This is a genomic window from Haladaptatus salinisoli (assembly GCF_020614375.1).
Classification (GTDB): Archaea; Halobacteriota; Halobacteria; order Halobacteriales; family Haladaptataceae; genus Haladaptatus; species Haladaptatus salinisoli.
Window position 1 is genome coordinate 329,482 of record NZ_CP085327.1, and the last position, 25,054, is coordinate 354,535.

Consider the following 25,054-nt stretch of genomic DNA (forward strand, 5'->3'; position numbering starts at 1 on the left):
TCTCCCCCTCGGATTACTTGATACCGACCGCGTCGACGAGGAGACGCTCTCCGCAGCCGAGGTACGCGTCGTAGCCGACGCCTCCGTCCGACCACGCGGAGTCGCTCGCCGAAACGCGAGCGATGCGGTTTCCGTCCGCGCCGCGGAGCGTCACCATGTGACCGCCGTTCGGGGCCCAATCCACGACGAGTTCGTACCACGACCCCTGGGAGAGGCTGTACCCCGTCGAATCGGAGTCGAGTCGGTGCGCCGTCCCGTTCTCGTACCGGAACAGTACGAGGTCGTCGTTGGCGATATCGACCCGAACGAAGTAGCGGTCGTCGTGTCCCTGCACGCCGTACGAGAGGTTGCTGTCCGCCGCGCCGCCGTCCCCGCGGAGCCAGTAGCCGAACGTGTCGCCCGCACGCGGATAGGTCGGCAGCCCCGACGTGCTGATCATCTCGGTGTTCGTCCCGCCGATTTCGAGGGCGTTCCCGCCCCGCTCGGTCGGCGTCGAAACGACCCGCGCGCCCGACTCGCCCCGGTCGAACTCGTACTCGGCGAGCGTCCCGTCCTCGAACCCGTCGACCGTCGTCGTCGGAGAGTACGAACACGAGGGCGACGCACACGACGCCGAACCCGCATCGTTGTTTCGGCGAGCGACGCTGCTGGAGTTGTCGAGGACGATGGGTTCGCCGGTCACGTCGAACGACGACCCCGAGATTCGGCTGGCGTCGCAGTACTGTAACAGGATTCCGTCCCGGTCTGCGCCGGTCTGTTCGACGCAGCAGGACTCGAACACGGATCCCGGACGGCCGTACGCGCGGACGGCGGCGCTGCCGGGGTATCCGCCGGTGGTGTGCGACGCGTCGCCGGTCACCTGCACGTTCGTGCAGCGAACCGGGGCGGGCGTCGTCTCAGGCGGCGCGGCGTACATCGCCGCGGTCTCGTCCGTGTCGACCCTGATTCGCGTGCTCCGTATCTCGTGCGTTCCGCTCCCGCCGACGAGGACGCCGCCGTCGCTGACGGTGTCCGCGGCGAGCGTCACGTCGCAGTTCTCGACGGTCGCGTCCCGTCCGCGCAACCAGACGCCGCGCATGTTCGTCGGGAACTCCGGGTCGGAGTGCGGCGCGTCGACGACCACGCAGCAGTCGCGAACCTCGCCCCCCGTCCCCGCGAGGCGAACGTTGGCGATGTTGTTGTTCCGGTACAGTCCGCCGACGACGCGGACGGTTCCGGTGCTCTTGCCCGATTGGTAGAGGCCGTTGTTCGGGAACCCCGCGAGGTGGCAGTTCCGGAATTCCAACTCCCCGGTCGTGTTCATCTCGACGAAGACGCCGACGGCCCCGCTTCCGTCGGGGGCCCCGTCCGGCGCGCGGAGGTTCTCCACGAGCCCGGTTCCGGACGAGGTTCGAACCCCGAACAGGAACGGCCCCTTCGAACCGCCGTGGCGTCCGCGGTGGAGCACGTCCCGAACGAGGAGCCCGTCGTCGACGATGAGCTGCATCCGCGGCGCTTCCGGCGCGCCGCCCGCGTCGTGCCGGAGCCCCTCGTAGAGGATGTTGGACGACCCCGCACCGCCGAGCGATAACCAGTACGCGCCGGAATTTCCGGTGACGTCGTTGGTCGTGTCGAGCACGATGGTCGCGCCGGGCTCGACGCCGACCATCCCGAAGTCGTGGAGCCCGTTCCCGAAGTCGAAGGTGAGGTCGGTGACCCGGTACTCGCCCTGCGGAAACTCCAGCTTCGTGTTGCTCCGGACGTTGTTCTGAAGCGCGTCGTCGATGGGCTCCTGCCCGGTCGGGTCCATTCCGAGGTCGTCGACGACGTCGTACGTGCGGTCGAACTGGAAGTCGTCGGTCGTCACCGCCGCGTCGACGGTTCCTCCGTTCGTCGACCCGCCGGTCGCCGCGGACGCGCCGCCGAGGGCGACGCCGGTGGTCAGCGCTCCGGCCGCGAGCTTCAGGTACGACCGTCTGTTCGTCGCGGACGTGTCGGCCGCCCGTTCTGGTGGTCCGGACATGTTCTGACGTACGACCACGTGAATTAATAAATGATATTAGTTGAAAAGTTACTAAATTCAGTATCCAATTACTCAAAATCACTTCGAATCTGAACGAGGTACGGTTCGCCTATCTTTTTGAGGACGATGCGAGTACTGTCCGGTATGCCAATCGACGTGCTCGCCGCGGAGGACGAACCGCGCGCCATCGACACGCACGCCCACCAGCCGACGAAGGAGTTCCTGGAGGACGCCGGCGGGCAGATGATGGAGGACGCGGCGAACAAGTTCGGCGCGAAGATGGAGACGGACACCTACGACTCGCTCGTCGAGGAGTACCACGAGGCCGGAATCGGAAAAACGGTGCTGCTAGGGTGGGACGCCGAGACGAACACCGGGAACCCGCCGGTTCCGAACGACTACGTCGCCGAGGTGCGCGACGAGTACCCCGACTTCTTCGTCGGGTTCGGCAGCGTCGACCCGCTGAAAGACGACTGCGTCGAGGAGGCGGAGCGCGTCGTCGAGGACCTCGACCTCTCCGGGTTCAAGTTCCAACAGATCGCGCAGGGGTTCGACCCGAGCGACCCCGACCACGAGGAACTCTTCTCGACCATCGAAGACCTCGGCGTTCCGGTCGTCTTCCACGGCGGCAACTCGACGCTCGGCGCCGGCAGTCCCGGCGGCCGGGGGCTGAAGATAAAGTACGGTAATCCGATGCTCATCGACGACGTCGCCGCCGAGCATCCCGACCTGCAGATTCTCCTCGCGCACCCGGCGTTCCCGTGGGAGCGGGAACAGCTCGCCATCTGCCAGCAGAAGGGCAACGTCTACATGGACCTCTCGGGCTGGCTGCCGAAGTACATCGACGACCAGGTGCTCCACTACGCGCGGACGCTGCTGCAGGACAAGGTGATGTTCGGCACCGACTACCCGATGATTCGACCCGGCGAGTGGCTGAGCCAGTTCGAGGAACTCGACTTCCCGGAGGAGGTACAGCGCAAGATACTCTGGGAGAACGCTGAGGAGTTCCTCGACCTGTAACGAGCGCCATCCGTCGCCGTCGGTTCGGCTTAATCGGCGAATCCGAGGTAAGCGGCGATGAACGCGCTTTTCAAACGGCGTATAACAAGGAGCGGCGCGGGAGATTGGCGTCTATCAATGGTCGCACGCCGCGCTCGACACGACTCGGCAGTCGCTCCGCTAGCGGAGCTTTCTTCGCCGCGGACGAAACTGGTGTACCTCTACCTTAACGTCGTCGATGAGGCGACCGTAGAGGAGCTGCACGAAGCGCTAGGAATCCGATACATGGAGCTGTACAGCGCGCTTCGAATCCTGCGGGAACGCGACGACGTTCGATTCGAACGCGATTCCTATCGTCGTCTCGGCGAGGACGAACCCGATTCCGAACTCGCCGAACGACCGAGTCGAGCGCAGTAACGTCGACCAGCGAGCCGCTTCCCACCGCATAACTATGGATGAAAATACGTAATTCCGTGGACGAGATGCGATGTCCGCACTAAACAGTAGCGCCGGAGATGCGTACGTCGTGCGATGGTTCGAGGACGGCGACGTATCCGATTTCCTCGCACTCGACCGTGCGGTCTTTCAACGAGAACGGGACGAACGCTGGTTCGAGTGGAAGTACGAGGACAACCCCTACGTCGATCACGTCCCGATACTCGTCGTCGAAAACGAGGACGACATCGTCGGCGCTCGACCGTTTATCGCGTTCCGACTGCGCGCCGGCGCCGAGACGGTACTCGCGCTCCAACCGGCCGATACCATGGTCCATCCGGAACACCGCCGTCGGGGGTTGTTCACCCGCATGACCGAGCGGGCTATCGACCACTACGCGAACCGCGAACCGGCCTTCTTCTTCAACTTCCCCAACCAGCGGTCGAGACCGGGGTACCTGAAGCTCGGATGGCAGATCGTCGGCGACCGGGTAACGTACTACCGGATTCAGAATCCGGCGGCGTTTTTCGGCGGCGACGGCCGGATTCCGTCGCGCCTCGCCGAACTGGCCGTCCAGCTCACGGGCGACGTTCGCGAGTTTCGCCGCACCCCGGCGGACGCGGCGGGAGAGTTCTCGGTCGACAGGTACCCGGGAACCCGCGCATCGATTCTCGCCGAGTTGTACGAAACCCGTCCTCCGGACGGGTTTCACGCGCTGCGCGACGAGACGTTCTATCGGTGGCGTTTCGCCAGTCCGGCGTGGAGTCGCGCCACGTACGTCGCCTCGCAGGGCGGCCAGCCCGTCGCCGGAATCGTCGTCAGAAACCGGACGACCGCCGAAGGCGTCTCCGTCACCCAACTCGCGGACGTCGTTCCGCTGGCGGAAACCGAGCGACGAACCCGCGCCCTCGCCCGACTCGTAGAGCGCATCGTCGCCGACCACGCGAGCTCCGATATCCTCGCCGTCGCGGAGGGCGGTGTTCCCCGGCGCTTACTGACCGAGTTCGGCTTCGTCGGCGACGCGACGCCGCCGCTCTCGTGGATGTCGGACTTCGACTGCCGCCTCGTCGCGTTACCGCTCGGCGGTACCGGGTGGACGGTCGGGGGGGAACGGCTGAGCCACCGCTCGAACTGGCACGTCTCGTTCGCCGAACGGGACACCGCGTAGGAACTCGATACCGGTCGATCTGTCGGGGCATAACAAAACGTCCAGACGGGGAATCCACGCCGAGACATGGACAGCAGAACTCGAAACGCGCTGGCGTCGGTCGCCCGACTGTACCGGTTCGCGCTCCTGGCGGCGAGCGCTCCGGTCGTCCTCGCGGAGTACTTTCGGAGCGAGACGGGGAGCGAGTACGGCGTCGGATTCGTCGATAAGGTCGCGCTGGCCGCGAAGATGCTCCGGAATAACCTCCGGATTCAGACGGGGTCGACGTTTCTGGAACACCTCGTGATGGCGACGAAGGCGTTGACGATTCCCGCGGACGAGGAGGGGTGTCTGGTGGAGTGCGGGTGCTACAAGGGCGGAAGCACGGCGAACCTCTCGCTCGTCGCCGGACTCTGCGACCGCCCGCTGGAGGTCTTCGATTCGTTCGACGGGATGCCGGACCCCGCCGAAGACGACCGCGAGCACGTTCTCGTCAAGTCGGAGCAGATTCACACGTACGACGAGGACGCGTGGGGCGCGCCGATAGAGGAAGTGCAGGAGAACATCGCGCGGTACGGCGACATCTCGGTCTGCACGTTCCACGAGGGCTACTTCGAGGAGACGATGCCGTCGTTCGAGGAGCCGTGCGCGCTCGTCTTCCTCGACGTGGGCCTGCGCGAATCGGCCGAAACGTGCCTCCGTCACCTCTGGCCGCGGTTGCGACCGGGCGGATACCTGTTCACCCACGACGTCAAACACATGGAGATTTCCACCCTCTTTTTCGACGCGGACTGGTGGCGAGCGACCCTCGACCGGGAACCGCCGGGGTTGGTGGGTGCGGGAAGCGGTCTCGGCCTCCACCCGGAGAGCAACGGGTTCGGTAGCCTGCTGGGATACATCGTGAAAGCGCCGGACTCGTCGATGTTCGAGATGGTCGCCGAAACCGGCGAGGGGGAGAACTGCGTCGAAATCGCTCGCAAACAGTAGCGGTGAAACGGCGCGCTCCGCCGACCGGAGCGCTCGGCGTCGCGGCCGAAATCGGTCGAATCGGGGCGACGGAGTTTTTGTGGCTATCGACCGTAGGCCGAGGTGGTGATAGAACGTGGAACACTTCGACGTCGTCGTCGTCGGCGGCGGTACCGGAAACAAGGTCGCGCTCGCCGCGGCGAACCGGGGGATGGACGCCGCGCTCGTCGAACGCGGACCGCTCGGCGGAACGTGCGTGAATCGCGGCTGTAACCCGTCGAAGTCGTTGATCCGCCGCGCGGACGTCGCCGAGACGATACGGCGGGCGGACGAGTTCGGCGTCGACGCCGAGATAACCGACGTCGACTTTCCGCGCATCGTCCGCGAGGTCACGACGACGGTCGACGAGAAGGCCGACGAGATGGAGCGCACGCATCGCCGACGCGACGACGTCACGCTCTACCGGGACGAAGCGCGCTTCGTCGACGACCGAACGTTGGAGGTGGGCGACGAGCGTATCGAGGGCGAGAAGGTGGTCGTCGCGGCCGGAGCGCGTCCCGTCGTTCCGCCGATCGACGGTCTCGACGACGTCGATTACCTCACGAGCGCGGACGCGTTGCGGCTCGAGGACCAGCCGGAACGCCTCGTCGTCGTCGGCGGCGGGTACATCGCCGCGGAACTCGGCTATTTCTACGAGGCGCTCGGGACGCGCGTGACCATCGTCGGACGGAGCGACGTCCTGCTCTCGAACGAAGACCGCGACGTCGCCGAGACGTTCACCGAGGCGGCGCGTCGCCGCCACACGGTTCACGTCGGATGCGAGGCGACCGAGGTTTCAGAGGACGGAGGGGAGGTGACGGTGACCGCCGAGGGGAGCGACGGCGAGACGGTGACGGTCGCCGGCGACCGTCTGCTCGTCGCCGCGGGTCGGCGGCCGAACACCGACCAACTCGACGTGGAGGAGGCGGGAATCGACACCGACGACCGGGGGTACGTCGAGACGAACGAGTTTCTGGAGACGAGCGCCGAGAACGTCTGGGCGCAGGGCGACATCGCCGGCGGGTACCAGTTCAAGCACGCCGCGGACCGCGAGACGAAGTACGTCGTGAAGAACGCCCTCGACGGGGAGCGCGAGGCCGTCGATTACACGAGCATGGGTCACGCCGTCTTCACCTCGCCGCAGGTGGCCGCGACCGGAAAGACCGAGGAGGAGCTCCGAGACGCCGGACGGGAGTACGTCGTCGGTCGGTGCGCCTACGAGGACACCGTGATGGGAAAGGCGCAGAAGGTTCGGGACGGGTTCGTGAAGGTGCTCGCCGACCCCGAGGACGGCGACATCCTCGGCTGTCACATCGTCGGCTCGGACGCCTCGACGCTGATTCACGAAGTCCTCCTCGCGCTGGCGAGCGGTTCCGGAACGGTGAGCGACGTGACCGACACGATTCACATTCACCCGGCGCTGAGCAAGGTCGTGCTGAAGGCGTTCGAGGACGCGGAGTGAGTTCGCCGCGTCGATTCGCTACTCGTCGGACGCGACGTCGGGCACGTCGAGTTCGCCCGTCAGTTCGAGGAACTCCGGGGACATCTCGAAGCCTTCGCGTTCGAACCGCTCTTTGACCGCCTGAAAGTACGCCGACCGGACGGCGAGGTACCGCCGGCGACTCGGGTCGTCTATCCAGAACCGCGACGTGAGTCCGATTCCGGCCGCGGTCACGTCGTCCACCGTCACCTCCGGTTTCGGCTCGGCCAGAATCTCCGGATTGCGCTCCGCCACTTCGAGGAGGACGCGCCGCATCTCGTCGATGTTCCCGCCGTACTCGACGCTGAAGGAGTAGTCGATTCGAAGCGCGTCCTTGATGGCGTGGTTCACGACGACGGTGTTGGCGAGCACGGAGTTGGGTACCGTGATGAGTTCGTTCTTGAACGTTCGTACGCGGGTCGCTCGAAAGCTGATATCCTCGATGATACCCTCGTTGTCCTCCCACTCGATCCAGTCGCCGATGTTGAACTTCGGGTCGCTGATGATGAACACGCCGCCGACGAGGTTGCCGACGATGTCCCGGGACGCGAACCCGACGGCGAGCGTGAGCGCGGCCGCGAACCCCCCCATCACGGACAACAGCGTCTCCAATCTGGCGAAAAAGAGCCCCGCGAAGAAGGCGACGACGAGGGTCGACACGCGGATGAACCGTAGCGTGGGCTTTCTGACCGTCGGCGTGACGCGCCGACTCCGGAGAAGACGCCGACCGACGGGCACCGCGACGAGACGACCCAGACCGTAGGTCACGGTGAACGTCGCGACGAAGACGGCGAGCTGCAACAGGAACGCCGCGTAATCGACGCGACCGAGGACGTCGTCGAACGCCGGACTCGGTGGAGTCATCGGCGGACGGGGCGGGGGAACGCCGGCGTGGTCGGTGCGGTGGGCTTTCCGGCGGATCTCGCGCTCATCACGTCTCCAGTTCCAGCCGGCGACGTAGTTAGCTGTGTTGGCATCGAACGGTGCCGAACTACTCGGATCGCTCGTCGCCGTGCTCCGCGCAGAGGATGTCGCCCGTCTCCGTGTCGAAGACGAAGGCGTCCCCCGGCATGATTCGCTTCCCGTCGACGCCGCAGCCGTCCGAGTGGTCGAGGAAGTACTTCCCCTCCTCCTGGCCGGTTTCCAATCGTCCCGCCGCCACCGCGAACCGGACGAGCCCCTCGCCGATCTGCGTTCGTTCGGTCGAATCCGCGGTTTCGAATCGTACGCGTGGCATGGTAACCCCCGCGAACCGGTACGACCCGCGACGGGAAGAAAGCTCTCCCCGGCCCGGCTTTTTATCTACGGGGTCGTCGAAGGCGCTCGTATGGGGGTGGAAGACGTTACCGCGATACACGAGGAGTACGGCGGCGAGCGATTGCCGCCGGGACAGCGCCGGACGGAGCGATTTCCCGTCCTCTCGAAGAGCGGGACGCCGCGGTGGGAGATGGACTCGTGGGAGTTTTCGGTCACGGGCGCGGTCGAGAACGAACTCGCGCTCTCGTGGCGGGAGTTCACCGACCTTCCGCAGGAAACCCAACGACAGGACTTCCACTGCGTCACCGGTTGGAGCCGGTTCGACAACGAGTTCGCCGGCGTCCCGTTTCGAACCGTCGCGGAGCGAGCGGACGTGGCGGACGACGCCGTTCACGTCCTGTTCGAATCGCTTGACGGCTACTCGACCAACCTCCCGCTCGACGAGTGCATGCGCGAGGGCGTGCTGTTCGCCCTCGAACTCGACGGCCAACCGCTCCCGTCGGAGCACGGCGGGCCGCTCCGGGTGGTCACGCCGCACAAGTACGCCTACAAGGGGGCCAAGTGGGTGAACGCCGTTAAATTCCTCACGGAGCCGAAACGCGGCTACTGGGAGAAACGCGGCTACTCGAACGCCGCGAACCCGTGGCGGGAGGAGCGGTACAGCTTCTTGTGAGGCTGACGTCGCACGCGTATCGGTGCGGCGTCCCGGTAAGTCACCGTAGCCGGTGGCCGCGGTTCGCGCGTCAACGACGACCCCTCGACCTTCGCCTCCGGTACCGTCGGTATTGAACCGCGATACCGAATCCGACGATGAGAAGCCAGAGAGCGTAGCTCGTGCCGAGCGTTTCCCAAACGTCACTCCGAAGGATCGGTAGGAAGCTACTCCAGTGGATCGCGAGATGCTGGAGGACGCTCGCGCCGAAGAGGCTCGTCACGACGGTCAAGAACGGGAGGTAGAACTGCCAAACGAGGATACCCACCGCACCGCCGACGAGCGCCGACTCGACGACCGGAGAGATCGAACCGAGCGCCGAGACGGGAATCGCCCCCGGTCGGTCGGGAGATGCCAGCAGTGAGTAGACGACCGACGACGAGAGGAGGACACACAGCGCGACGATGGCAGGTCGCTGTGCGGAGTAGGCGACACGGCTTCCGGCGATACTGCCGACGAGGGCACCGACCAGCGAAACGAGTAGCAAATCGGGCGAAGCGACGCCGACTGCGGGCGCGACGAGCGTTTGAGCGACGAAACTTCCCAGTAGGGCACCGGCTAATCCGCCGACCAGCGACGTGAGTCGTGTCACGAACGAGTAGCCGAAGCACGTGAACGCGAGTCCGAGCCCTAGCGCCAGTACCACGACCGCCGCCGTGGGGAAATCCGCGACCATCGATTCCGTATCGCAAACTGGTGTTGCATTCCGTTAATTGACTTGGTAGAATATCGTCCGGAGTATCGCGATTCATCGAAACGAGACGGTGATTCCGATTCAGATAGTCGAGGACGAGGAAATCAGGGTTCCGACGCCTCACCCGTGGGGTTTTCGTCGAGCCACGTTTCCAACTCCTCCCAATAGGCCTCCCACTCGGCGAGCAGGCGGTCGTACTCCTCGCGGGCAGTGTCGGCTCCTTCGTAGCTGGCGAGCGATTTTAGTCGGTTTTTCATTCCTTTTAAACAGGCCTCGTTTTCGTCGTACCAGTTGTAACCACACTGAACCATAGCGTCGTGGTACATCGTCCAGAACCCGATACCCGGGCGATTTTCGTCGGAGTGTTCGGCGACGGCAGGTAGCTCTTCCCCGAACTCGCGGAGATACGAGAGTGCGAAGTGCGCCGTGAGTGGCTTCAGCCGATACTCCCACTCACCGCCAATCTCCCCTTTCACGTCCCGTTGCTGTTCGAGGAGACTTTCGTATCCCTCTTCGGTCTCCTCGTACCGCCGGAGGTTCCACGATTCGAGTCCGTCGAATCGGTTCCAGCGGTTCGCTTCGCTCTCGACTATGGCGTCCGGGTCGCCCTCGAAGACGATTCGAACCAGTCCGCAGTCCGGCCCCGAGTCGTACTCTGCGAACTGCCGGTACGCCCAGAACCACCCGGTTTCCCAGAAGTCGCCCGCTTCGAAGCGATTCCACGCGTCCGGGAGGTACTCTCGAACGAACCGTTCTTCGTCTTCGAGCGATTCGAGCCGAAATTCGACATCTGCGCCTGCCATGTCTCGACTGCCGGGCGAGAGGAATATATCGTTTCCGCGAAGCTTGTTTCTGTAGAAATAGTGACCGTTTCCCGAAAGTATGTCACGGAGACTGATCGATGACGGTCCATGCGGCCGACGGAATCCTCCACAGCCGACATCCCCGAAACGGCGATAGACGCGCTCGGAACGCTCGCGAGCGAACACCGTATCGCAATTCTCCGAGAACTCGCGACCGCGGACGAACCGCTCGCGTTCTCGGAACTCCGCGAACGCGTGGGCATCCGGGATACGGGCCAGTTCAACTACCACCTCTCGAAGCTCCGCGGGCGATTCGTCCGGGAAACCGACGGAAAGTACGAACTCGGTCACGCTGGCGAGCGCGTAGTGCTCGCAACCGCCGACCTGGACGCGGACGGTACCGCCGCGTTCGCCGAAGCGCGCACCGAGGAAAGCGACGAATGTGCAGTTTGTGGCGAGGAGGACTGCAATCGCGTGATTCACGTGCATCTCTCGGGGGCGTGATGGCGAATTCGTCCGATTCCATAGAGCGAAATACGATTTACGGGTTCGGTATTCGACCCTGCTCCTGAGAAAAACGAAACTCGAACGAGAGAGTTCGGTCAGCAATCCGACTTCTCTCGCCGCAGCGATTCGACCCGTTCCACCGGGCTTTCACTCGAACTCCGGTTCCCGACCCTCCAGGAAGGCCGACACGCCCTCCTCGTGGGCGGGCATGTCGTACGCCTGCGACTGAATCATCGTCTCGTAGTCCAGCGCCTCGCGCCACGCTTTCCCGAGGTTTTCGTGGAGCGCTTGCTTACCGAGGGCGATGGTGCGCGTCGGTTGCTCCGCGAGTTGGTCGGTCAGCTCCGTGACCCTGATGTCGAGCTGTTCGTCCGGCACGACACCGTTTATCACGTCCAGTTCGGCGGCTTCCTCGGCCGAGATCATCTCGCCCGTGAACGCGAGTTCCTTGGCCTTCCGCAACCCCACGAGTCGCGGCAGGAGGAACGTTCCGCCCATGTCCGGAACGAGACCGACGTTGATGAACGACGCCGCGAACCGAGCCGACTCGCCGGCGTAGGCGAAGTCGGACGCGGTGACGAGCGCCATGCCCGCGCCCACCGCGTCGCCGTTCACCTTGGCCACGACCGGGACCGGCGCGGACAGCACCTCGCTGACGACGCGCGAGAGCGTGTCGCGTACGCGCTCGTAGGCGTCCCTGACGTTCTCCTCGCGGTCGGCCATCGACTGGATGTCGCCGCCCGCGCTGAACGCCTCGCCCTCGCCGGTCAGCACGACCGCGTCGATGGACTCGGGGTCGCTCTCCGCGAGTATCTCGGCGAGTTCGCCCGCCGCCTCCGGCGTGAAGGCGTTCCGAACCTCGGGGCGGTCGAACGTCACCGTGCGCACTCCGTCGTCGTCTGAGACGTGCATACGAAAACTGGGTCGCCGCACGCACATTTAATTACTCCCCGTGTGCAGTCGGCGTATGGATATCGAAGCGTTCTTCGAGGGGATGCCCTTCGCCGACCTGCTCGGGGTCGAAGTGACCGAGGCCGCGGACGGCCACGCCGAAGGAAAAGTGGCGATGCGCGACGAGCTATCGTGGAACCGAGACCGACTCATGGCGCACGGCGGCGTCACGTTCACCCTCGCGGACACCGTCGGCGGCGCGGCGCTCGTCTCGCTCAACGACCAGCCGGTGCCGACGATCGACATGCGCATCGACTACCTCAGCGCGGGAACGGGCGACCTGTACGCCGAAGCGGACGTGGTGCGAAACGGGAGCGACGTCGGCACCGTCGACGTGAGCGTCTACGACGAGGACGGCGAGCACGTCGCGGACGCCCGCGGCGTCTACAAGACTGGGTGAGGGCACGGCCAAGTTCGAAAACGGAACGGCGACGAAATCGACCGAACACGAACGATTTGCCGTCGCCTCGACCGACCCCGAACGTTATCAGGGAAAGCGCGGCCATCGCCGACGTGACCTGATTCGAGTCGTGAAGCGCCCCGCGGTCGCACGGCACGCCGCTTCACGCCTAGCTTCCCGCGATCGGTGCCGTCTGTTCGCCACGTCCGCTCGCGGCCGCGTTTCTCCACCGCCGTTCATCCGTCTTCATCACCCCCCGTCGGTCGACGAGACGAAGGCGTCGTCCAGCGCGAGGAGCGGAATCAACACGAGGAGCAAGACTCCCGTCGCGTAACCCAGTACCGCGAGACCGTCCGGGAGATGACGAGCCTGCGCGATGAAGAGATAGCCGAAGACGAGAAGGGGTACTTCGAGCCGGAACGGGACGACGAGTGCGGGCACGGCAGAAAAATGGTGACTGAGTGACGAATAGCTTGCGCCGAAGTAACCGCGGACGAGGGTCGACGTCCGCTACGCGAACAACTGCGAGAAGAGCGATCGCTCGGCCCGGTGGATTCGCTCCAGAAACGCCGACTTGCTGATGCCGAGTTCGTCGGCCACCTCGCTCGCGGTCGCCTCGCGGGGGACGCCGAAGTAGCCCATCTCCCGCGCGGTTCGCAGGGCGCGCTCCTGCGCCGGCGTCACGTCCCACTGCTGCGCGACGACGTTCTCGTCCTCGGAGCCGAGCTGGTGGACGCGCTCCAACCGCATCCCGACGGTCTCCCCCGCGGCTTCGAGGACGCCCTGGAGCACGTCGTGACCCACCACCGCGCCCGTGAACTTTCCGCTGCCGCCGTGGTACCGGAGCGACTCGGCCATGAACCCGACGTTCGTCAGTTCGTGAACGACGCAGGGGTGTTTCGAGAGGCATCTGTAGTTCTGCCTCCCGTCGGTGGTCGAGACGTGGAGGTAGCGAATTCGGTCGTCCGCGTCTAGACGGTCGGCGAGTCCGTCGCTTCCGGCGGGAGCGCTGAACCGCAGGAGTGCGTAGCCGTCGTCGCGGTGCTGCGGCGGTTGACAGTCGATTCGCGCGCCCGTCGCCCCCGACGCCTCGGCGAGCGGACAGTCGTCCCCCGTGACGGTGAACTCCACGACGAGGCACTCGTCTATCATCGACGGCGTGTACGCGGCGGCAGTATTTAAAGCCAGCCTATGGACGGGTGAAATAGTATAGGTCGGGATGCATAACTATCGACCATGGACATCGAGACCGTCAAAGAGCGGGCCGGCCCCCGGCAGTTCAGTCCGAAGGACGACATGCCGGAGGAGTACCGGAAGGCGGCGACCCGCATGATTCAGTTCCACGCGAACTCGGAGATTATGGGGGCGTACCTGGAGCGACCCTTCATCCGGCAGTCGCCGAGCCTCGACCGAAAGCTGGCGTTCAGCGCGAAGGTGCAGGACGAGATCGGCCACGGACAGCTGCTCTACCGCGCCGCCGAATCGCTCGGCGTGAAGACCCGCGAGCAGATGCTGGACGAGTTGGCGAACGGCGAGGGGAAGTTCCTGAACTGCTTCCACTACGAGATGACGGAGTGGTGGGAGACGCCGATGATCGCCTTCTTCGTGGACGGCGCGGCGATGCGCCGACAGGCGACCCTGAAGCGCACGAGTTGGGAACCCTACGCCCACGCGATGGACAAAGTCTGCTTCGAGGAAGGGTTCCACGTTAAACACGGCGAGGACATCATGCGCGAACTCTCGATGGGGTCGAAGAAGGAACAGGAACTACTACAGGACGCCTTCGACGAGTGGTGGCCGCGCATCATCCAGTTCTTCGGGCCGACGAACGACAAGAGCACGCACCACGACTTCTCCGCCGACGTGGGCCTGAAGACGATGACGAACGACGACCTCCGTAACGCCTTCCTCAACGCCTACATCCCGAAGGCGAAGAAGTACGGGCTGGAGATTCCGGACGAACCGCGCATCGAGCGCGACGAGGAGACGGGCACGTACAAGGTGCGCGAGGACGATTTGGACTGGGACGAGTTCTTCCAAATCGCCAAGAACAGCTACGAACCCGGCGTCGGCCAGATAAACGGTCGTAAGCGCGCGCAGGACGCGGTCGAGTGGGTTCGCGACGCGCTGGACGACTGGGAAACGAGCGGTTCCAACTCGCCGGTGGCGGCTGATTAACATGATCTGGGAAGTGTTCCGACAGGAGGAAGCGGGCAAGTACCACACCCACTGCGGAAACGTCCACGCGCCGGACCGCGACATGGCGCTCATGTTCGCTCAGATTCAACACGGGCGGCGCAAGCCGACGAACAGCCTCTGGGTCGTTCCGAAGGACGAAATCGGCGAAGTCGACGCCGACGAGGCGGCCTTCGGCGGAACGACGGACAAATCCTACCGCTGGGTGATGGCGTACAACCGCATCGACTCCAGTTTCGCCGAGGAGATAGAGGACAGCGAGGCCGAGCAAGAGGAGGCCGACCGACAGCGGGGTGAAGCCTGATGTCGGCGCAGCTCGCCGGACCGGACGAACTGAGCGACGAGGAGCGAGAGGCGGTCGAATCGCTCCTCTACCGCCTCGCGGACGACGAACTCGTCCTCGCGGAACGCTACACCGAGTGGCAGGTTCGCGCGCCGACGCTGGAGTCCGACCTCGCCATCTCGAACATCGCGCAGGACGAACTCGGGCACGCCCGCCTCTGGTACGACCTGTTGCAGGACTTCGGCCGCACCGAATCCGAACTCATCTTCGAGCGCGACCCGAGCGACTTCCGGCACGCGACGCTCGTGGAACTCCCCTTCGAGTCGGGAGACTGGGCCGACGCCATCGTCCGCGGGTACTTCTACGACGTGGCCGAACAATTGCGCCTCGAGGCCCTCGAAGGGACGTCGTACCCGCGAATCGGGGACAGGGTGGCGAAGATTCTGAGCGAGGAGGACTACCACCGCGAGCACGCCCAGAACTGGCTCGAACGACTCGCCGACGACGACGAGGGGCGAGAGCGCGTGCAGTCGGCGGTCGACAGGTTGTTCCCCTACGCGCTGACGCTGTTCGTGGCGGGCGACGCCGACGAGCGGATAGACGAACTCGGAATACGAACCCAGTCGCTCGAAGCGATGCGCGAACGGTGGCTCGACATCGTCGTGCCGTTCCTCGTCTCGCTGGATATCGACGTACCGGAGGAACTCCGGAGCGACGACCCGGACGAACTGCTCCCCGAGCGCGTCGGACGCGACGGCAGCCACACCGACGACTGGTTCGACCTGCACGAGGACATGACCCGGTCGTACCGCGAGCTCGGGCGAACCGAAGCCCACCGAATAATGCCGGACCCCGACGATGAGTAATCAACCACAGGAGTTCGAATCCGAACCCACGGCCTGCGCGTACACGGACTACTCGAAGAGCGGTCGCTCTCCGGACGACCTTCCCGCCACGGGGGAGGGAGCGACCGGGCTCGAAAAGCGCGTCTGGGACGCCCTCTACGGCATCGAAGACCCCGAGATGCCCATCAGCATCGTCGACCTGGGACTGATATACGGAGTGGAGTGCGAACCCCCGGAGGAGTCCCGCGGAGGCGATGCCGCCGGAACGAGGGTGACGGTCGTCATGACCCTCACGTACACCGGCTGTCCGGCGCGAAAGATGCTCACGGAGGAAATCGAGGCGGAAGTCGCCGCCGTCGAGGGCGTCGAGCGCGCCGACCTCGAACTCGTCTGGAATCCCCCGTGGTCCATCGAGATGGTGACAGAAACGGGCAAAGACGACCTCCGGGAGTTCGGACTGAGCGTATGAGGCGACTCGACCCCAGCGTGACGACGAGCGGCGAGGAAATGGGCGCGGAGTGTCCCTACTGCGGTTCGACGGACACCGAGCGAGAGCACCCGAAGGGACCGTCGCTCTGCCGGTCGATGCACTTTTGCAACGCCTGCGAACAACCCTTCGAGAAGTTCGAGTAGGCCATCATCCTCTTTGGTTCGAAGGGCGTACCCCGACGTATGTCCGCAGATCGACCGACGCGAGAGGAAGTTCGCCAGGGGATGACCGTGGAGATAGAGCAGACGAACGCGGAGAACGCGGACGATGCGGAACCGCTCCGGGGCGAAATCGCCAAGATTCTCACGGAGGAGGGACAGCGAACGGAACCGGGCGGCGTGAAGGTCCAACTGGACTCGGGCGTGACGGGGCGAGTGATGCGCGTCGCCCCGGACGAGTGATTACCGCGATTCGAGGTCGAGCAACCGTTTTTTGAGTTCCAGTCGGTCGCTTTCACCGCCGGAGTAGCCGCCGAGTCCGTCCGCCGCGACGACGCGGTGACAGGGGACGACGACGGGGACGGGGTTGCGCCCGCAGGCCTGCCCGATGGCGACGGGAGACGTATCGAGCGCGTCGGCGAGGTCGCCGTAGGTCCGCGTCTCGCCGCGCGGAATTTCCGCCATCGCGGCCATGACCCGCCCGGTGAAGGTGTCGGGGTACGAAACGGCGAGGTCGAACTCGCGGCGGTCACCGTCGGCGTACTCGCGCACTTGCCGGCGGATTTCGTCGGACGAGGCGGCGACGAGCGATTCGTCGAGTTCCGACCGCCAGTCCCAGAGCGAGACGAACATCACTTCCTCCTGAGCACCGTCACGGGTCGGTGGAGCGTTCCCGGTTCGCACTCCTCGACGGGTTTCGAGAGGTCGAAGCTATCGAACCAACCGACGTGCTCGAACTCGGAGTCTTCGGCGATCATGCGGAACTCTTGGGGTGCGAAGGTCTTTATCGTATGCGCTTCGCGGAATCGGCGCGTTCCGTCGGGGGTTTCGACCCGCGTCGTGATAGTCTGACGCACCAACTGCTCCGCCGGATTCACCGGTTCGCGGTCGATACCGAACCGAACCGTCGTGTCGCCGCGCGTCGACTCCCACTCGCTCTCCGAGGACGTGCCGCCGCAGAAGTCGATGGAGCCGTCGATGCAGTAGAGCGACCCCGGGGTCAGCGAATCGGCGACCGAGTCGAGGTGCGAGAGGAGCGCGTCGTTCGAACCGAGGTACAGCGAACTCAGCGCGCAGAAGGCGAAATCGACGCGCCGGGGGAGGGAAAAGTCGGCCATGTCCCGCCGGAGGAAGGTCGCCTCGATGTCGTGCTCGCGCGCCTTCTCGATCGAGTGCGAAATCATCTCCGAGGAGTTGTCGAGACCCGCGTACTCGTACCCGCGAGCGTCGAATTCGAGGAGGTACGGCGACGGCCCGCAGGCGATTTCGAGCACCGAGCTCGCGCGGTGTGACCGCTCGCCGAATCGGTCGATGCAGGTCTCGAAGAAGTCCACTTCGGCCGCCACGTCGCGGAAATCGAAGGCGATTTCGTAGTAGTTCGGATGCGCGTAGAGACCGGCCATAGGGGCCAACTCGCGGCGGGGGTCTTAACGACTTTCATCGCCGCGGAAACGGTTGTTTGAGCGGCTCGAACCGTCCGATTTTAGGAGATATGGTCGGATCGCTTCCGGAATCGCGCCGCTCGACTTCGACGCGGTGCTCGCCCGAGATGGGGTAAACGTAGGTTTAAACGAGAAGCCGCACAACCCACGACCATGACCGAATCGGACGCCGAGGAAGGATGGTTCGCGGGCGTCGAACCGGACGACGCGGAGGCGGGCGCGCGGGCCATCCGCAAGGGGAGCGCCGACGCTCCGGCGGACTGGCCCGCGCGAGCCGTCGAATCCGATTTCGCCGCGGACGAGTCCGACTACTACGCGAAGCTCCGGGCGGCCAGCATCCGGGCGACCCGCGACGCGGTGACGGAGCGCGAACGGGCCGACGACCGCCAACTCGTTCACGCCGTTCGGGCCATGGACGACTGCGAGTCGGAGGCGAACGAACTCGCCGAACGCGTCGCGGAGTGGGCCGGGACGCTGTACCCGGACGCCGGGACCGGGATCGAGTACGCCCGAGAACTCGCCGAGCGGGAACCCGAGTCGCCGGTCGAAGAACGCCTCGTCGCGCTCGCCCGGCGCGTCGCGGATCTCGCGGACGAGCGCGACGACCTCCGCTCGTTCGTGGAGCGGCAGGCACCCGCGGTCGCGCCGAACCTCGCCGACCTCGCCGGGCCGGTGCTCGCCGCGCGACTGGTCGCGCTGGCGGGCGGACTCGAACCGCTGGCGAAGATGCCCGCCGGGACGGTGCAAGTCCTCGGCGCGGAGAACGCCCTGTTCGCGCACCTCCGGGGGAGGGCGTCCTCGCCGAAACACGGCGTCATCTACACCCACGAGTACGTCCGCGGAACCGCGCCCGACCAACGGGGTTCCGCGGCCCGCACGCTCTCGGGCAAACTCGTCATCGCCGCGCGCGTCGACCACTACTCCGGCGAACGCAAACCCGAGTTGAAGGAGGAACTCGACCGCAGGATGGCGACGATTCGGTCGCGGGGTGACGACGAATGAATCGTCCCCACGACGAGACGCTCCCCGACGGCGTCGAACGGCGGACGTTCGACGGCGAGAACCGACTTGCGACGCGAGGAACGCCAGCGTACGGTGAGCCGACCGACGGCGAGTGGCGGAGTTGGGACGCCCGGCGCTCCAAACTCGCCGCGATGATAGAACGCGGAATGGATACGGGACTTCGCGGCGGCGAACGGGTGCTCTACCTCGGCGCGGCGAGCGGGACGACCGTGAGCCACGTCGCCGACTTCTCGGGCGCGACCTACGCGGTCGAATTCGCGCCCCGTCCGACCCGCGACCTGCTCGACGTGGCGGAGGCGCGCGAGAACCTCTTCCCGCTCCTCGCGGACGCCCGCAAACCGTCGACGTACGCGCACGTGGTCGAATCGAACCTCGACGTCGTCGTGCAGGACGTCGCCACCCGAGGACAGGCCCGCGTGGCCCGCGAGAATCGCCGGTTCCTCCGCGACGACGGGCGACTCCTCCTCGCCGTCAAGGCCAGAAGCGAGGACGTGGCGAGCGACCCCGGCGACGTGTTCGACCGCGCCCTGGAATCCCTCCGCGAGGAGTACGAGGTGCTCGAAACGCGACGGCTCGAACCGTTCCACGCGGACCACCTCGCCGTCGTCGCGGTTCCCCGGTAGCGATGACCGTCTCCGGAAGTATTTACCCGCCCGATTGCTAACTCCCAAAAAATGGATCTGGGTTCGGCCGAGAATTTCACGGAACGAGGAACGCTCGGCGTCGAAGAGGAGTTCTACGTCGTCGACGAGCGGGGCGTCCCGACCGCGGGCACAGACGAACTCGTCTACGAAACCGATCCGCCGGACGTCCTCGAAGGCCGACTCGACCACGAACTGTTCAAGTGCGTCATCGAAACCCAGACGCCGAAAACCACCCCTTCGGACGTGGACGAGCACGTGCGTGCGGTTCGCGAGGCGCTGGTCGAACACGCGGGCCGTCGGGGGTTCGGTATCGCGGCGGCGGGTCTCCACCCCGGCGCGAAGTGGCGCGAGCTGGAACACGCCGAGAAGTCGCGCTACCGGGCGCAACTCGACCGCATCCAGTATCCGCAGCACCGCAACACCACCGCCGGCCTGCACGTCCACGTCGGGGTGGACGACGCGGACGCCGCGGTTTGGGTTGCGAACGAGATTCGCTGGTATCTCCCCGTCGTGCTCGCGCTCTCGGCGAACTCGCCGTACTGGAACGGTTACGACACCGGCCTGGAGTCCGCCCGCGCCAAGATTTTCGAAGGCCTGCCGAACACCGGGATGCCCACCGACTTCGAGGATTTCGAGACGTTCGCGCGGTTCGAGGAGATGATGGTGGAGAACGGCGCGATAAACGACCGAGGGGAACTCTGGTACGACGTGCGCCCCCACTCCGAACACGGGACGGTCGAGATTCGAACGCCGGACGGGCAAGCGGACCCGGAGTACGTGCTGGCGTTCGTGGAGTACGTCCACGCGCTCGTCCTCGACCTCGTGGAGCGGTACGAGGACGGCGAAAGCGGCTACTGTCACCGCCGGGAACTGCTGGACGAGAACAAGTGGCGCGCGATGCGCTACGGGCACGACGCCTCGTTCATCCGCCGCGACCTCGACGGCGAGATATCGCTCGCGGACGCGGTCGAACGCGAGTGCGACCGACTCGGGGTCACCGGAATCCGCGACGTCCTCGACTGCGAGAGCGGCGCTGAGCGCCAGCGCCGCATCCGCGACGAAGACGGGGTCGAAGCCCTCTATCAATCGCTCCTGCTGTAGGCAACTTTTTTACGCGACAATGGCTTTTGTCCTCTCGGGAACGACAATGTCCGGGGAAGACGCGAACGACGAAAACCGCGAGGAAGAGATTTCGGTCGAGAACGACACCGTGGAAGAGGCCGAGATTGAGGACGTGGACGAGGAAGTGGACGTCGAAGAGGAACTGACCGCGGAGGACGAATCGACCGTGACCGAGCGCGTCACCGTCGAAGAGTCCGGCGAGGAGAAGACGGTCGTCGAGGAGGACATCTCCGTCGAAGAATCGGGGAAGGAACGCCTCTCGCGCGGACGAAAACGCCTCGAAGAGGAGGCCGACAGAGCGGTCGAAGGATTCGACCAGGGCATCGTCGACCTCCTCTCGTGGGTGCTCGACACGGAGACGCGCGCCCGAATCTACGTGTACCTCCGCAAGCACCCGGGAAGCACGAGCGAGGAGATAGCGGAGGGGACGGGTCTCTACCCGAGCACCGTGCGCGAGTCGCTCGCCGAACTCCACGAGGAGGAGAAGGTCGTCCGCGAGAAGCGCGAGAGCGCCGGCGCCGGGAACAACCCCTACGAGTACACCGCGATAGCGCCGAGCGAACTCGTCGGCGGCATCGTCGACCAGGTACAGCAGGAACTCAACACGGTGTTCAACCTCGACAGCCACCTGAACGACGAGGCGTCCGAGACGGAACCCGTCAGCATCGAAGTGGACGACCGCTCGGACGAGGAACGAGACGAGACGGAAGGCGGCCGCGGCGGAACGTAGTCCCCCGTCGAAGCGAACGGGAAGAAAGACGTTCGGCCGAAGCGACATCTCGACGCATGTTTTATATATCCCTTCTAAGATGTGAACTGTATGAGTGATTTCGGCGACGGAAACGAAACGGTATCGAACACCGAAAGCGGCGTCACGGTTAAAAAGTCGTTCGATGGCGAGGAGTTCGCGGTTCCGGCCATCCGGTTCGAACTTCGCTCCGACCGCGACGATGCGGTCACGGTTCGAATCACCGACCGAATACCGAACGATTTCCCGATGGACAACGTCGGCTTCCACCCCGAGTACGAGAACGAGAACTGGACGGCGTACAAGGACCACCGCGTCCAGTTCGAACGGACGCTGGAACCCGGCGAGGCGTTGACGACCGTCTACGGGATTCGCCTCTCGGACTGGCAGGACGCCGAACTGTTCCTGAGCGAACCCGAACTCGAAGAGGTCGCGCCGGTCGACGGCGACGCGGAGGACGAGACGGAACAGCCGATGGAAGAACACACCATCACCGACATCGTCTCCGAGGACAGCAGTCAGGTCGTCCGCGACGTTATCGCGGGCGACAGCGGCCTCCCGGGATTGGGCGGGGATGCGGAGGACGCCCCCGACCCCCTCGCCGAGTCGGGTGATGACCCGCTCGCGGAGGCGACCGACGACCCGCTTACCGACGACCCCTTCGACGAATCGACCGACGCGACGGACGACGATTCGTCGGAGTTCGCGGAAGCGGTCGCGGACGAAGGATGGGACGAATCGGACGGCGTCCTCGAACCCCCCGCGGACGACGTCGAGTCCGCCGAGCGGGTCGCATCGCCGCCGCGACCGGGAAGCGTCGCCGCCGCCCTCGCGGACGAGATACGCGCGGGGGAAGTGAACGACGACGACCTCGCGCTCATCCAGCGGGAACTCGACCTCGACGCGCCGGAGAGCACGAACGTCCGCATCCGACACCTCCAATCGCGGGTCGACGACCTCGCGGCGTACACCGAGGCGCTCGAGGAGTTCATCGACGACAACGGGACGGCCCAGTCCATCATCGAGGAGTTCGAGAACGAGGTCGAAGCCGTCCGCGGCGAACTCGACGCGATGAACGACGATATCGAGAGCGCGAAAGACGAGGGTGCGCAGGCACGCGCGCGCGTCGCCGATCTCGAAGGCGACCTCTCCGCCCTCGAAACGGAACTCGACGAACTCGGGGAGTTCGGCTCCGACGTGGACGACCTCCGGTCGCAACTCGACGATCTGGAGGACCTGGTGGCCACGAACACGGCGGAAGCCGCCGCGCTGGACGACGAAGTCGAAGACATCCGCGACGACTTGGACGACGTGCAAACCCTCGAAGATGAACTGGAGACGCTGTCGGACGACGTCGCCGACCTCTCGAACTCGGCGTCCGCGACGGAGGCGCGACTGGACGAGAAACTCGACGCCCTGCGCTCCGACCTCGAAGCTATCGAAGGCGAACTGACCGAGTTCCGCGAGTGGCGCGAACAGCTCGGCTCCGTGTTCGGCGGTAACTAACTACCCCTTTTTTACTCGCTTGCGGTCGCAGGCAGGAACCACCTGCCCGCGGACGTACACCTCTCGATAAGGAGAAACAGCCATGACGACACCACAGCCGGAACGATGTCCGGAAGGGGAGCGTCCGGAGGAAGAAGGCGAAGACAGTCCCGAGTACGAGCGTCAACGGTACGGAGAGCCACAGCACGAAGTCAGGGACGAGCCAGAACCGGACGAGCGGATGTACGGAACGCCGCAGCACGAGACGGGCGAGTCGAAGGACGACTTCGAACTCCTCCTGCTCGAACGCGTCGTCGGCCCGGAGGGGATGCGTTCCGAGGAAGCCAAACCGTGACGTCGCCGCAGGCCGAGGGTGTCGTCGAACACTGAGAACTGTTCGCGCGAGACGGCCCACCGCGTCCCCATCGAGATTCGAACCGAGAACGAGCGCGCCACCACCAGCGCGTTTTCGCGCGAACCCTATCGCGTCAGCACCCGCGTCGCGTGCGGCGAGCGAACGGTCGGCGGGCGAACGACGCTTAGCGGGGACGACCGTCGCCGGGATTGACCGCGAGGGCGTTCTTGACGAGGCTCCGATGGCCGCGGCGGAGTCGCTCAGAAACCGCCTGGTGCGAGATATCTAAACTGTCGGCGAGCTCGTCAGCCGTCGATCCCCGCGGAACGTCGTAGTACCCCGCCTCCAACGCCATCAGCAGCGTTTCGTGTTGGTCCTCGGTCAGGCCGAAGAGGCCGTGGCGCGTCTCGCTCATCTCGTAGATGTTTCGCACGTCGAGCGAGAGGCCCGATTCCTCGCAGAAATCGTAGGTCGCGGAGAGCGAGTCGCGGTTCGGAAAGAGGATTCGAAGCCGCCAACGGTTTCCTTTCCCGTGGAGGTTCAGTATCGTCGCTTTCTCTTCGAGGAGGATGTGGATGACGACGCGAATCTGGTCCACCCACTGCATTCGGTAGAGTCGCTCGTCGCTCAGGTCTTCGAGCAAGGTCAGTTGCTCGACGCTGGGGTCGTCGTTGAGGGCGTCGTCCAGCTCATCGAAGTCGTCCGCGGTCGCCCAAATGTAGGGAAGTACGTGCTTCGTGTCGTGGGCGACGACGCGAACCACGTCGAATTCGGCGTTTGGAACCTGCTCTAACGTCGTTCGGAGCGCGAATTCCTGTGCAGGAATTTCGATCTCCGCGATCGTACTCATACGTAAGGAATCGTGAGCCAAAACAATACGTGCTACGGCTATCACGCCGCCGCTGTTGCGGTCGAATTCTACACCCGGATCGAAACGGTTCCGTGCGGCGTTTCGCCGACCAGCGGCGGCGTCCGGGTTTCTCGCCCATCGGTCCGATGAGATAGCCGTGAGTTCGAGCGATTTCTCGCGCACGGCGTCCGGAATCCGGCGTCGTCCGCGGCGGTGGTAGTATCGTCCGTTCAGGCCGCGAGCACCCAACCATGCTCACCCGTGCCATCGTTCGACCTGCGGTTCGAGAAAATCGGCGACCGGTTCGGGGGGCGAATCGAACCACCGAGCGTCGAGCAGTTCGTTGGCGACGCGAAGTTCGCCGCCGACGCAGACCCCCGAAAACAACACCGATAGCACGTAGAGACGTTCGCTCGGGTCGGTTTCGAGCGCGATTTCCGTCCGGCGGGCGTGGACGACGTCGGTCAGTCGGCATCGCAGGCCGGTCTCCTCGCGCAGTTCGCGGCGGGCGGTCTCCGAGAGCGTTTCGCCGGGTTCGTGACCGCCGCCGGGGATTCCCCACCGGTCGGGAGCGTCCGGGTGACGAATCAGTACGACGCGGTCGTCGGCGTCCGTCACCCAGACGCCGGCGTCGCCGAGCCAACCGGAGTCGGCCTTCCGACGACCGCGTTCGAAGAAATCGGGGTCGTTCTCGACTCGCTCGTCGCGGAGAGGAAACATCCCGTACGCTCGTCTGAGGCGACGAAGACTGCGGGCCACCGCTTCGCGGGTTCGGACTTCGAGCGACATGATGCCCGTTTGGATAGCTGAAACTATAACGTTCCGCCCGGTCGACGGTTAATATCAACCGCGACACGGAGGAGGCGATGGTACGAATCCGGCGTAGGGCGGTTCTCGCGCGTCTCGCTTCATTCGTCTCGGCGGTCCGATTCGCGCCGGATGCGTCCGGTCGGACGCGCTCGCGTCGCGGCCCTCCGAGCAACTCGTCCGCGACTACTCCCACCGTAATTGGTATAGCGAT

The 25,054-nt window shown here is 65.1% G+C and carries 33 protein-coding genes; 21 read left to right on the forward strand and 12 right to left on the reverse strand.

Annotated elements, in window-relative coordinates:
- Positions 1-13: 13 nt before the first annotated feature.
- Complete coding sequence (locus LIX00_RS01875) at positions 14-2,002, reverse strand: right-handed parallel beta-helix repeat-containing protein (protein ID WP_227354486.1); 1,989 nt, start codon at positions 2,000-2,002, stop codon at positions 14-16.
- A 144-nt stretch (positions 2,003-2,146) separates the two neighbouring features.
- Between LIX00_RS01875 and LIX00_RS01880 the strand changes: the two genes are divergently transcribed.
- The 5 genes from LIX00_RS01880 (at position 2,147) to LIX00_RS01900 (ending at position 7,050) form a co-directional block, all read left to right on the forward strand.
- Positions 2,147-3,022 carry an amidohydrolase family protein gene (locus LIX00_RS01880; RefSeq protein ID WP_227354487.1) on the forward strand — a complete coding sequence of 292 codons (876 nt, stop codon included), beginning with the start codon at positions 2,147-2,149 and terminating at the stop codon, positions 3,020-3,022.
- 117 nt (positions 3,023-3,139) lie between these two features.
- On the forward strand, positions 3,140-3,418 hold the full coding sequence (locus LIX00_RS01885; RefSeq protein ID WP_227354488.1) for a helix-turn-helix domain-containing protein: 279 nt from the start codon (positions 3,140-3,142) through the stop codon (positions 3,416-3,418).
- A 70-nt stretch (positions 3,419-3,488) separates the two neighbouring features.
- Positions 3,489-4,604, forward strand: a complete 1,116-nt coding sequence (locus LIX00_RS01890; RefSeq protein ID WP_227354489.1) for a GNAT family N-acetyltransferase — start codon at positions 3,489-3,491, stop codon at positions 4,602-4,604.
- A gap of 66 nt (positions 4,605-4,670) precedes the next feature.
- Positions 4,671-5,570 (forward strand): TylF/MycF/NovP-related O-methyltransferase, encoded by a 900-nt coding sequence (locus LIX00_RS01895; RefSeq protein WP_227354490.1) that lies wholly within the window; start codon positions 4,671-4,673, stop codon positions 5,568-5,570.
- 115 nt (positions 5,571-5,685) lie between these two features.
- A complete protein-coding gene (locus LIX00_RS01900) occupies positions 5,686-7,050 on the forward strand; it encodes a dihydrolipoyl dehydrogenase (protein WP_227354491.1) in 1,365 nt (454 codons plus the stop codon).
- Positions 7,051-7,068: 18 nt separating this feature from the next.
- Here LIX00_RS01900 and LIX00_RS01905 read toward each other — a convergent pair whose 3' ends face one another.
- Positions 7,069-7,932, reverse strand: a complete 864-nt coding sequence (locus tag LIX00_RS01905) for a mechanosensitive ion channel family protein (RefSeq protein WP_227354492.1) — start codon at positions 7,930-7,932, stop codon at positions 7,069-7,071.
- A gap of 127 nt (positions 7,933-8,059) precedes the next feature.
- Complete coding sequence (locus LIX00_RS01910) at positions 8,060-8,305, reverse strand: DUF8075 family protein (RefSeq protein WP_227354493.1); 246 nt, start codon at positions 8,303-8,305, stop codon at positions 8,060-8,062.
- A gap of 90 nt (positions 8,306-8,395) precedes the next feature.
- Between LIX00_RS01910 and LIX00_RS01915 the strand changes: the two genes are divergently transcribed.
- On the forward strand, positions 8,396-8,998 hold the full coding sequence (locus tag LIX00_RS01915) for a sulfite oxidase-like oxidoreductase (protein ID WP_227354494.1): 603 nt from the start codon (positions 8,396-8,398) through the stop codon (positions 8,996-8,998).
- A 70-nt stretch (positions 8,999-9,068) separates the two neighbouring features.
- On the opposite strand, the gene LIX00_RS01920 is transcribed toward LIX00_RS01915, so the two are convergent.
- Complete coding sequence (locus LIX00_RS01920; protein WP_227354495.1) at positions 9,069-9,713, reverse strand: hypothetical protein; 645 nt, start codon at positions 9,711-9,713, stop codon at positions 9,069-9,071.
- Between the two features lie 122 nt (positions 9,714-9,835).
- Positions 9,836-10,534, reverse strand: coding sequence for a hypothetical protein (locus LIX00_RS01925; protein ID WP_227354496.1), 699 nt, complete (start codon positions 10,532-10,534; stop codon positions 9,836-9,838).
- 108 nt (positions 10,535-10,642) lie between these two features.
- Between LIX00_RS01925 and LIX00_RS01930 the strand changes: the two genes are divergently transcribed.
- Entirely contained in the window at positions 10,643-11,038 is a 396-nt protein-coding gene (locus LIX00_RS01930; protein ID WP_227354497.1) for a DUF7347 domain-containing protein, read from the forward strand.
- Positions 11,039-11,188: 150 nt separating this feature from the next.
- On the opposite strand, the gene LIX00_RS01935 is transcribed toward LIX00_RS01930, so the two are convergent.
- A complete protein-coding gene (locus tag LIX00_RS01935) occupies positions 11,189-11,953 on the reverse strand; it encodes an enoyl-CoA hydratase/isomerase family protein (protein WP_227354498.1) in 765 nt (254 codons plus the stop codon).
- 55 nt (positions 11,954-12,008) lie between these two features.
- On the opposite strand from LIX00_RS01935, the gene LIX00_RS01940 reads away from it, so the two are divergent.
- Entirely contained in the window at positions 12,009-12,392 is a 384-nt protein-coding gene (locus tag LIX00_RS01940) for a PaaI family thioesterase (protein WP_227354499.1), read from the forward strand.
- A 249-nt stretch (positions 12,393-12,641) separates the two neighbouring features.
- On the opposite strand, the gene LIX00_RS01945 is transcribed toward LIX00_RS01940, so the two are convergent.
- Together LIX00_RS01945 and LIX00_RS01950 are read right to left on the reverse strand one after the other, a co-directional pair.
- Entirely contained in the window at positions 12,642-12,833 is a 192-nt protein-coding gene (locus LIX00_RS01945) for a hypothetical protein (RefSeq protein ID WP_227354500.1), read from the reverse strand.
- Between the two features lie 69 nt (positions 12,834-12,902).
- Positions 12,903-13,544: a helix-turn-helix domain-containing protein gene (locus LIX00_RS01950; protein ID WP_227354501.1), complete on the reverse strand. Its 642-nt coding sequence runs from the start codon at positions 13,542-13,544 to the stop codon at positions 12,903-12,905.
- Between the two features lie 84 nt (positions 13,545-13,628).
- On the opposite strand from LIX00_RS01950, the gene paaA reads away from it, so the two are divergent.
- Genes paaA through LIX00_RS01980 form a run of 6 tightly spaced genes read left to right on the forward strand, consistent with a single transcriptional unit; the run spans position 13,629 to position 16,607 of the window.
- The gene (gene paaA, locus LIX00_RS01955; RefSeq protein ID WP_227354502.1) at positions 13,629-14,570 is read left to right on the forward strand and encodes a 1,2-phenylacetyl-CoA epoxidase subunit PaaA; all 942 of its coding nucleotides are present in this window, start codon (positions 13,629-13,631) and stop codon (positions 14,568-14,570) included.
- A gap of 1 nt (position 14,571) precedes the next feature.
- Entirely contained in the window at positions 14,572-14,892 is a 321-nt protein-coding gene (gene paaB, locus LIX00_RS01960; RefSeq protein ID WP_227354503.1) for a 1,2-phenylacetyl-CoA epoxidase subunit PaaB, read from the forward strand.
- Complete coding sequence (gene paaC, locus LIX00_RS01965) at positions 14,892-15,737, forward strand: 1,2-phenylacetyl-CoA epoxidase subunit PaaC (RefSeq protein WP_227354504.1); 846 nt, start codon at positions 14,892-14,894, stop codon at positions 15,735-15,737. The genes paaB and paaC overlap by 1 nt, the downstream gene beginning before the upstream one ends.
- Positions 15,730-16,185 carry a 1,2-phenylacetyl-CoA epoxidase subunit PaaD gene (gene paaD / locus LIX00_RS01970; protein ID WP_227354505.1) on the forward strand — a complete coding sequence of 152 codons (456 nt, stop codon included), beginning with the start codon at positions 15,730-15,732 and terminating at the stop codon, positions 16,183-16,185. Before paaC ends, paaD begins: the two co-directional genes overlap by 8 nt.
- Positions 16,182-16,349: a 1,2-phenylacetyl-CoA epoxidase subunit PaaE gene (paaE, locus tag LIX00_RS01975; protein ID WP_227354506.1), complete on the forward strand. Its 168-nt coding sequence runs from the start codon at positions 16,182-16,184 to the stop codon at positions 16,347-16,349. The genes paaD and paaE overlap by 4 nt, the downstream gene beginning before the upstream one ends.
- Positions 16,350-16,388: 39 nt before the next feature.
- The gene (locus tag LIX00_RS01980) at positions 16,389-16,607 is read left to right on the forward strand and encodes a DUF2196 domain-containing protein (protein ID WP_227354507.1); all 219 of its coding nucleotides are present in this window, start codon (positions 16,389-16,391) and stop codon (positions 16,605-16,607) included.
- Here LIX00_RS01980 and LIX00_RS01985 read toward each other — a convergent pair whose 3' ends face one another.
- Entirely contained in the window at positions 16,608-16,997 is a 390-nt protein-coding gene (locus LIX00_RS01985) for a methylated-DNA--[protein]-cysteine S-methyltransferase (RefSeq protein WP_227354508.1), read from the reverse strand.
- The gene (locus tag LIX00_RS01990) at positions 16,997-17,767 is read right to left on the reverse strand and encodes a class I SAM-dependent methyltransferase (protein ID WP_227354509.1); all 771 of its coding nucleotides are present in this window, start codon (positions 17,765-17,767) and stop codon (positions 16,997-16,999) included. Before LIX00_RS01990 ends, LIX00_RS01985 begins: the two co-directional genes overlap by 1 nt.
- Positions 17,768-17,959: 192 nt before the next feature.
- Here LIX00_RS01990 and LIX00_RS01995 point away from each other — a divergent pair, with 192 nt between their 5' ends.
- The 7 genes from LIX00_RS01995 to LIX00_RS02025 all read left to right on the forward strand — a co-directional run bounded on the left by LIX00_RS01995 (position 17,960) and on the right by LIX00_RS02025 (position 23,396).
- Positions 17,960-18,808, forward strand: coding sequence for an NOP5/NOP56 family protein (locus LIX00_RS01995; protein WP_227354510.1), 849 nt, complete (start codon positions 17,960-17,962; stop codon positions 18,806-18,808).
- The gene (locus LIX00_RS02000; RefSeq protein WP_227354511.1) at positions 18,805-19,452 is read left to right on the forward strand and encodes a fibrillarin-like rRNA/tRNA 2'-O-methyltransferase; all 648 of its coding nucleotides are present in this window, start codon (positions 18,805-18,807) and stop codon (positions 19,450-19,452) included. Before LIX00_RS01995 ends, LIX00_RS02000 begins: the two co-directional genes overlap by 4 nt.
- 51 nt (positions 19,453-19,503) lie before the next feature.
- On the forward strand, positions 19,504-20,574 hold the full coding sequence (locus tag LIX00_RS02005) for a glutamate--cysteine ligase (protein WP_227354512.1): 1,071 nt from the start codon (positions 19,504-19,506) through the stop codon (positions 20,572-20,574).
- Positions 20,575-20,821: 247 nt separating this feature from the next.
- Positions 20,822-21,325 (forward strand): winged helix-turn-helix transcriptional regulator, encoded by a 504-nt coding sequence (locus tag LIX00_RS02010; RefSeq protein WP_227355652.1) that lies wholly within the window; start codon positions 20,822-20,824, stop codon positions 21,323-21,325.
- Between the two features lie 90 nt (positions 21,326-21,415).
- The gene (locus LIX00_RS02015; protein WP_227354513.1) at positions 21,416-22,849 is read left to right on the forward strand and encodes a coiled-coil domain-containing protein; all 1,434 of its coding nucleotides are present in this window, start codon (positions 21,416-21,418) and stop codon (positions 22,847-22,849) included.
- 82 nt (positions 22,850-22,931) lie between these two features.
- Positions 22,932-23,183 carry a hypothetical protein gene (locus LIX00_RS02020; protein WP_227354514.1) on the forward strand — a complete coding sequence of 84 codons (252 nt, stop codon included), beginning with the start codon at positions 22,932-22,934 and terminating at the stop codon, positions 23,181-23,183.
- A gap of 18 nt (positions 23,184-23,201) precedes the next feature.
- On the forward strand, positions 23,202-23,396 hold the full coding sequence (locus tag LIX00_RS02025; protein WP_227354515.1) for a DUF7835 family putative zinc beta-ribbon protein: 195 nt from the start codon (positions 23,202-23,204) through the stop codon (positions 23,394-23,396).
- Here LIX00_RS02025 and LIX00_RS02030 read toward each other — a convergent pair.
- A complete protein-coding gene (locus LIX00_RS02030; RefSeq protein WP_227354516.1) occupies positions 23,368-24,033 on the reverse strand; it encodes a helix-turn-helix domain-containing protein in 666 nt (221 codons plus the stop codon). The genes LIX00_RS02025 and LIX00_RS02030 overlap by 29 nt on opposite strands.
- Before the next feature lie 255 nt (positions 24,034-24,288).
- The gene (locus LIX00_RS02035) at positions 24,289-24,822 is read right to left on the reverse strand and encodes an NUDIX domain-containing protein (RefSeq protein WP_227354517.1); all 534 of its coding nucleotides are present in this window, start codon (positions 24,820-24,822) and stop codon (positions 24,289-24,291) included.
- Between the last annotated feature and the right edge of the window lie 232 nt (positions 24,823-25,054).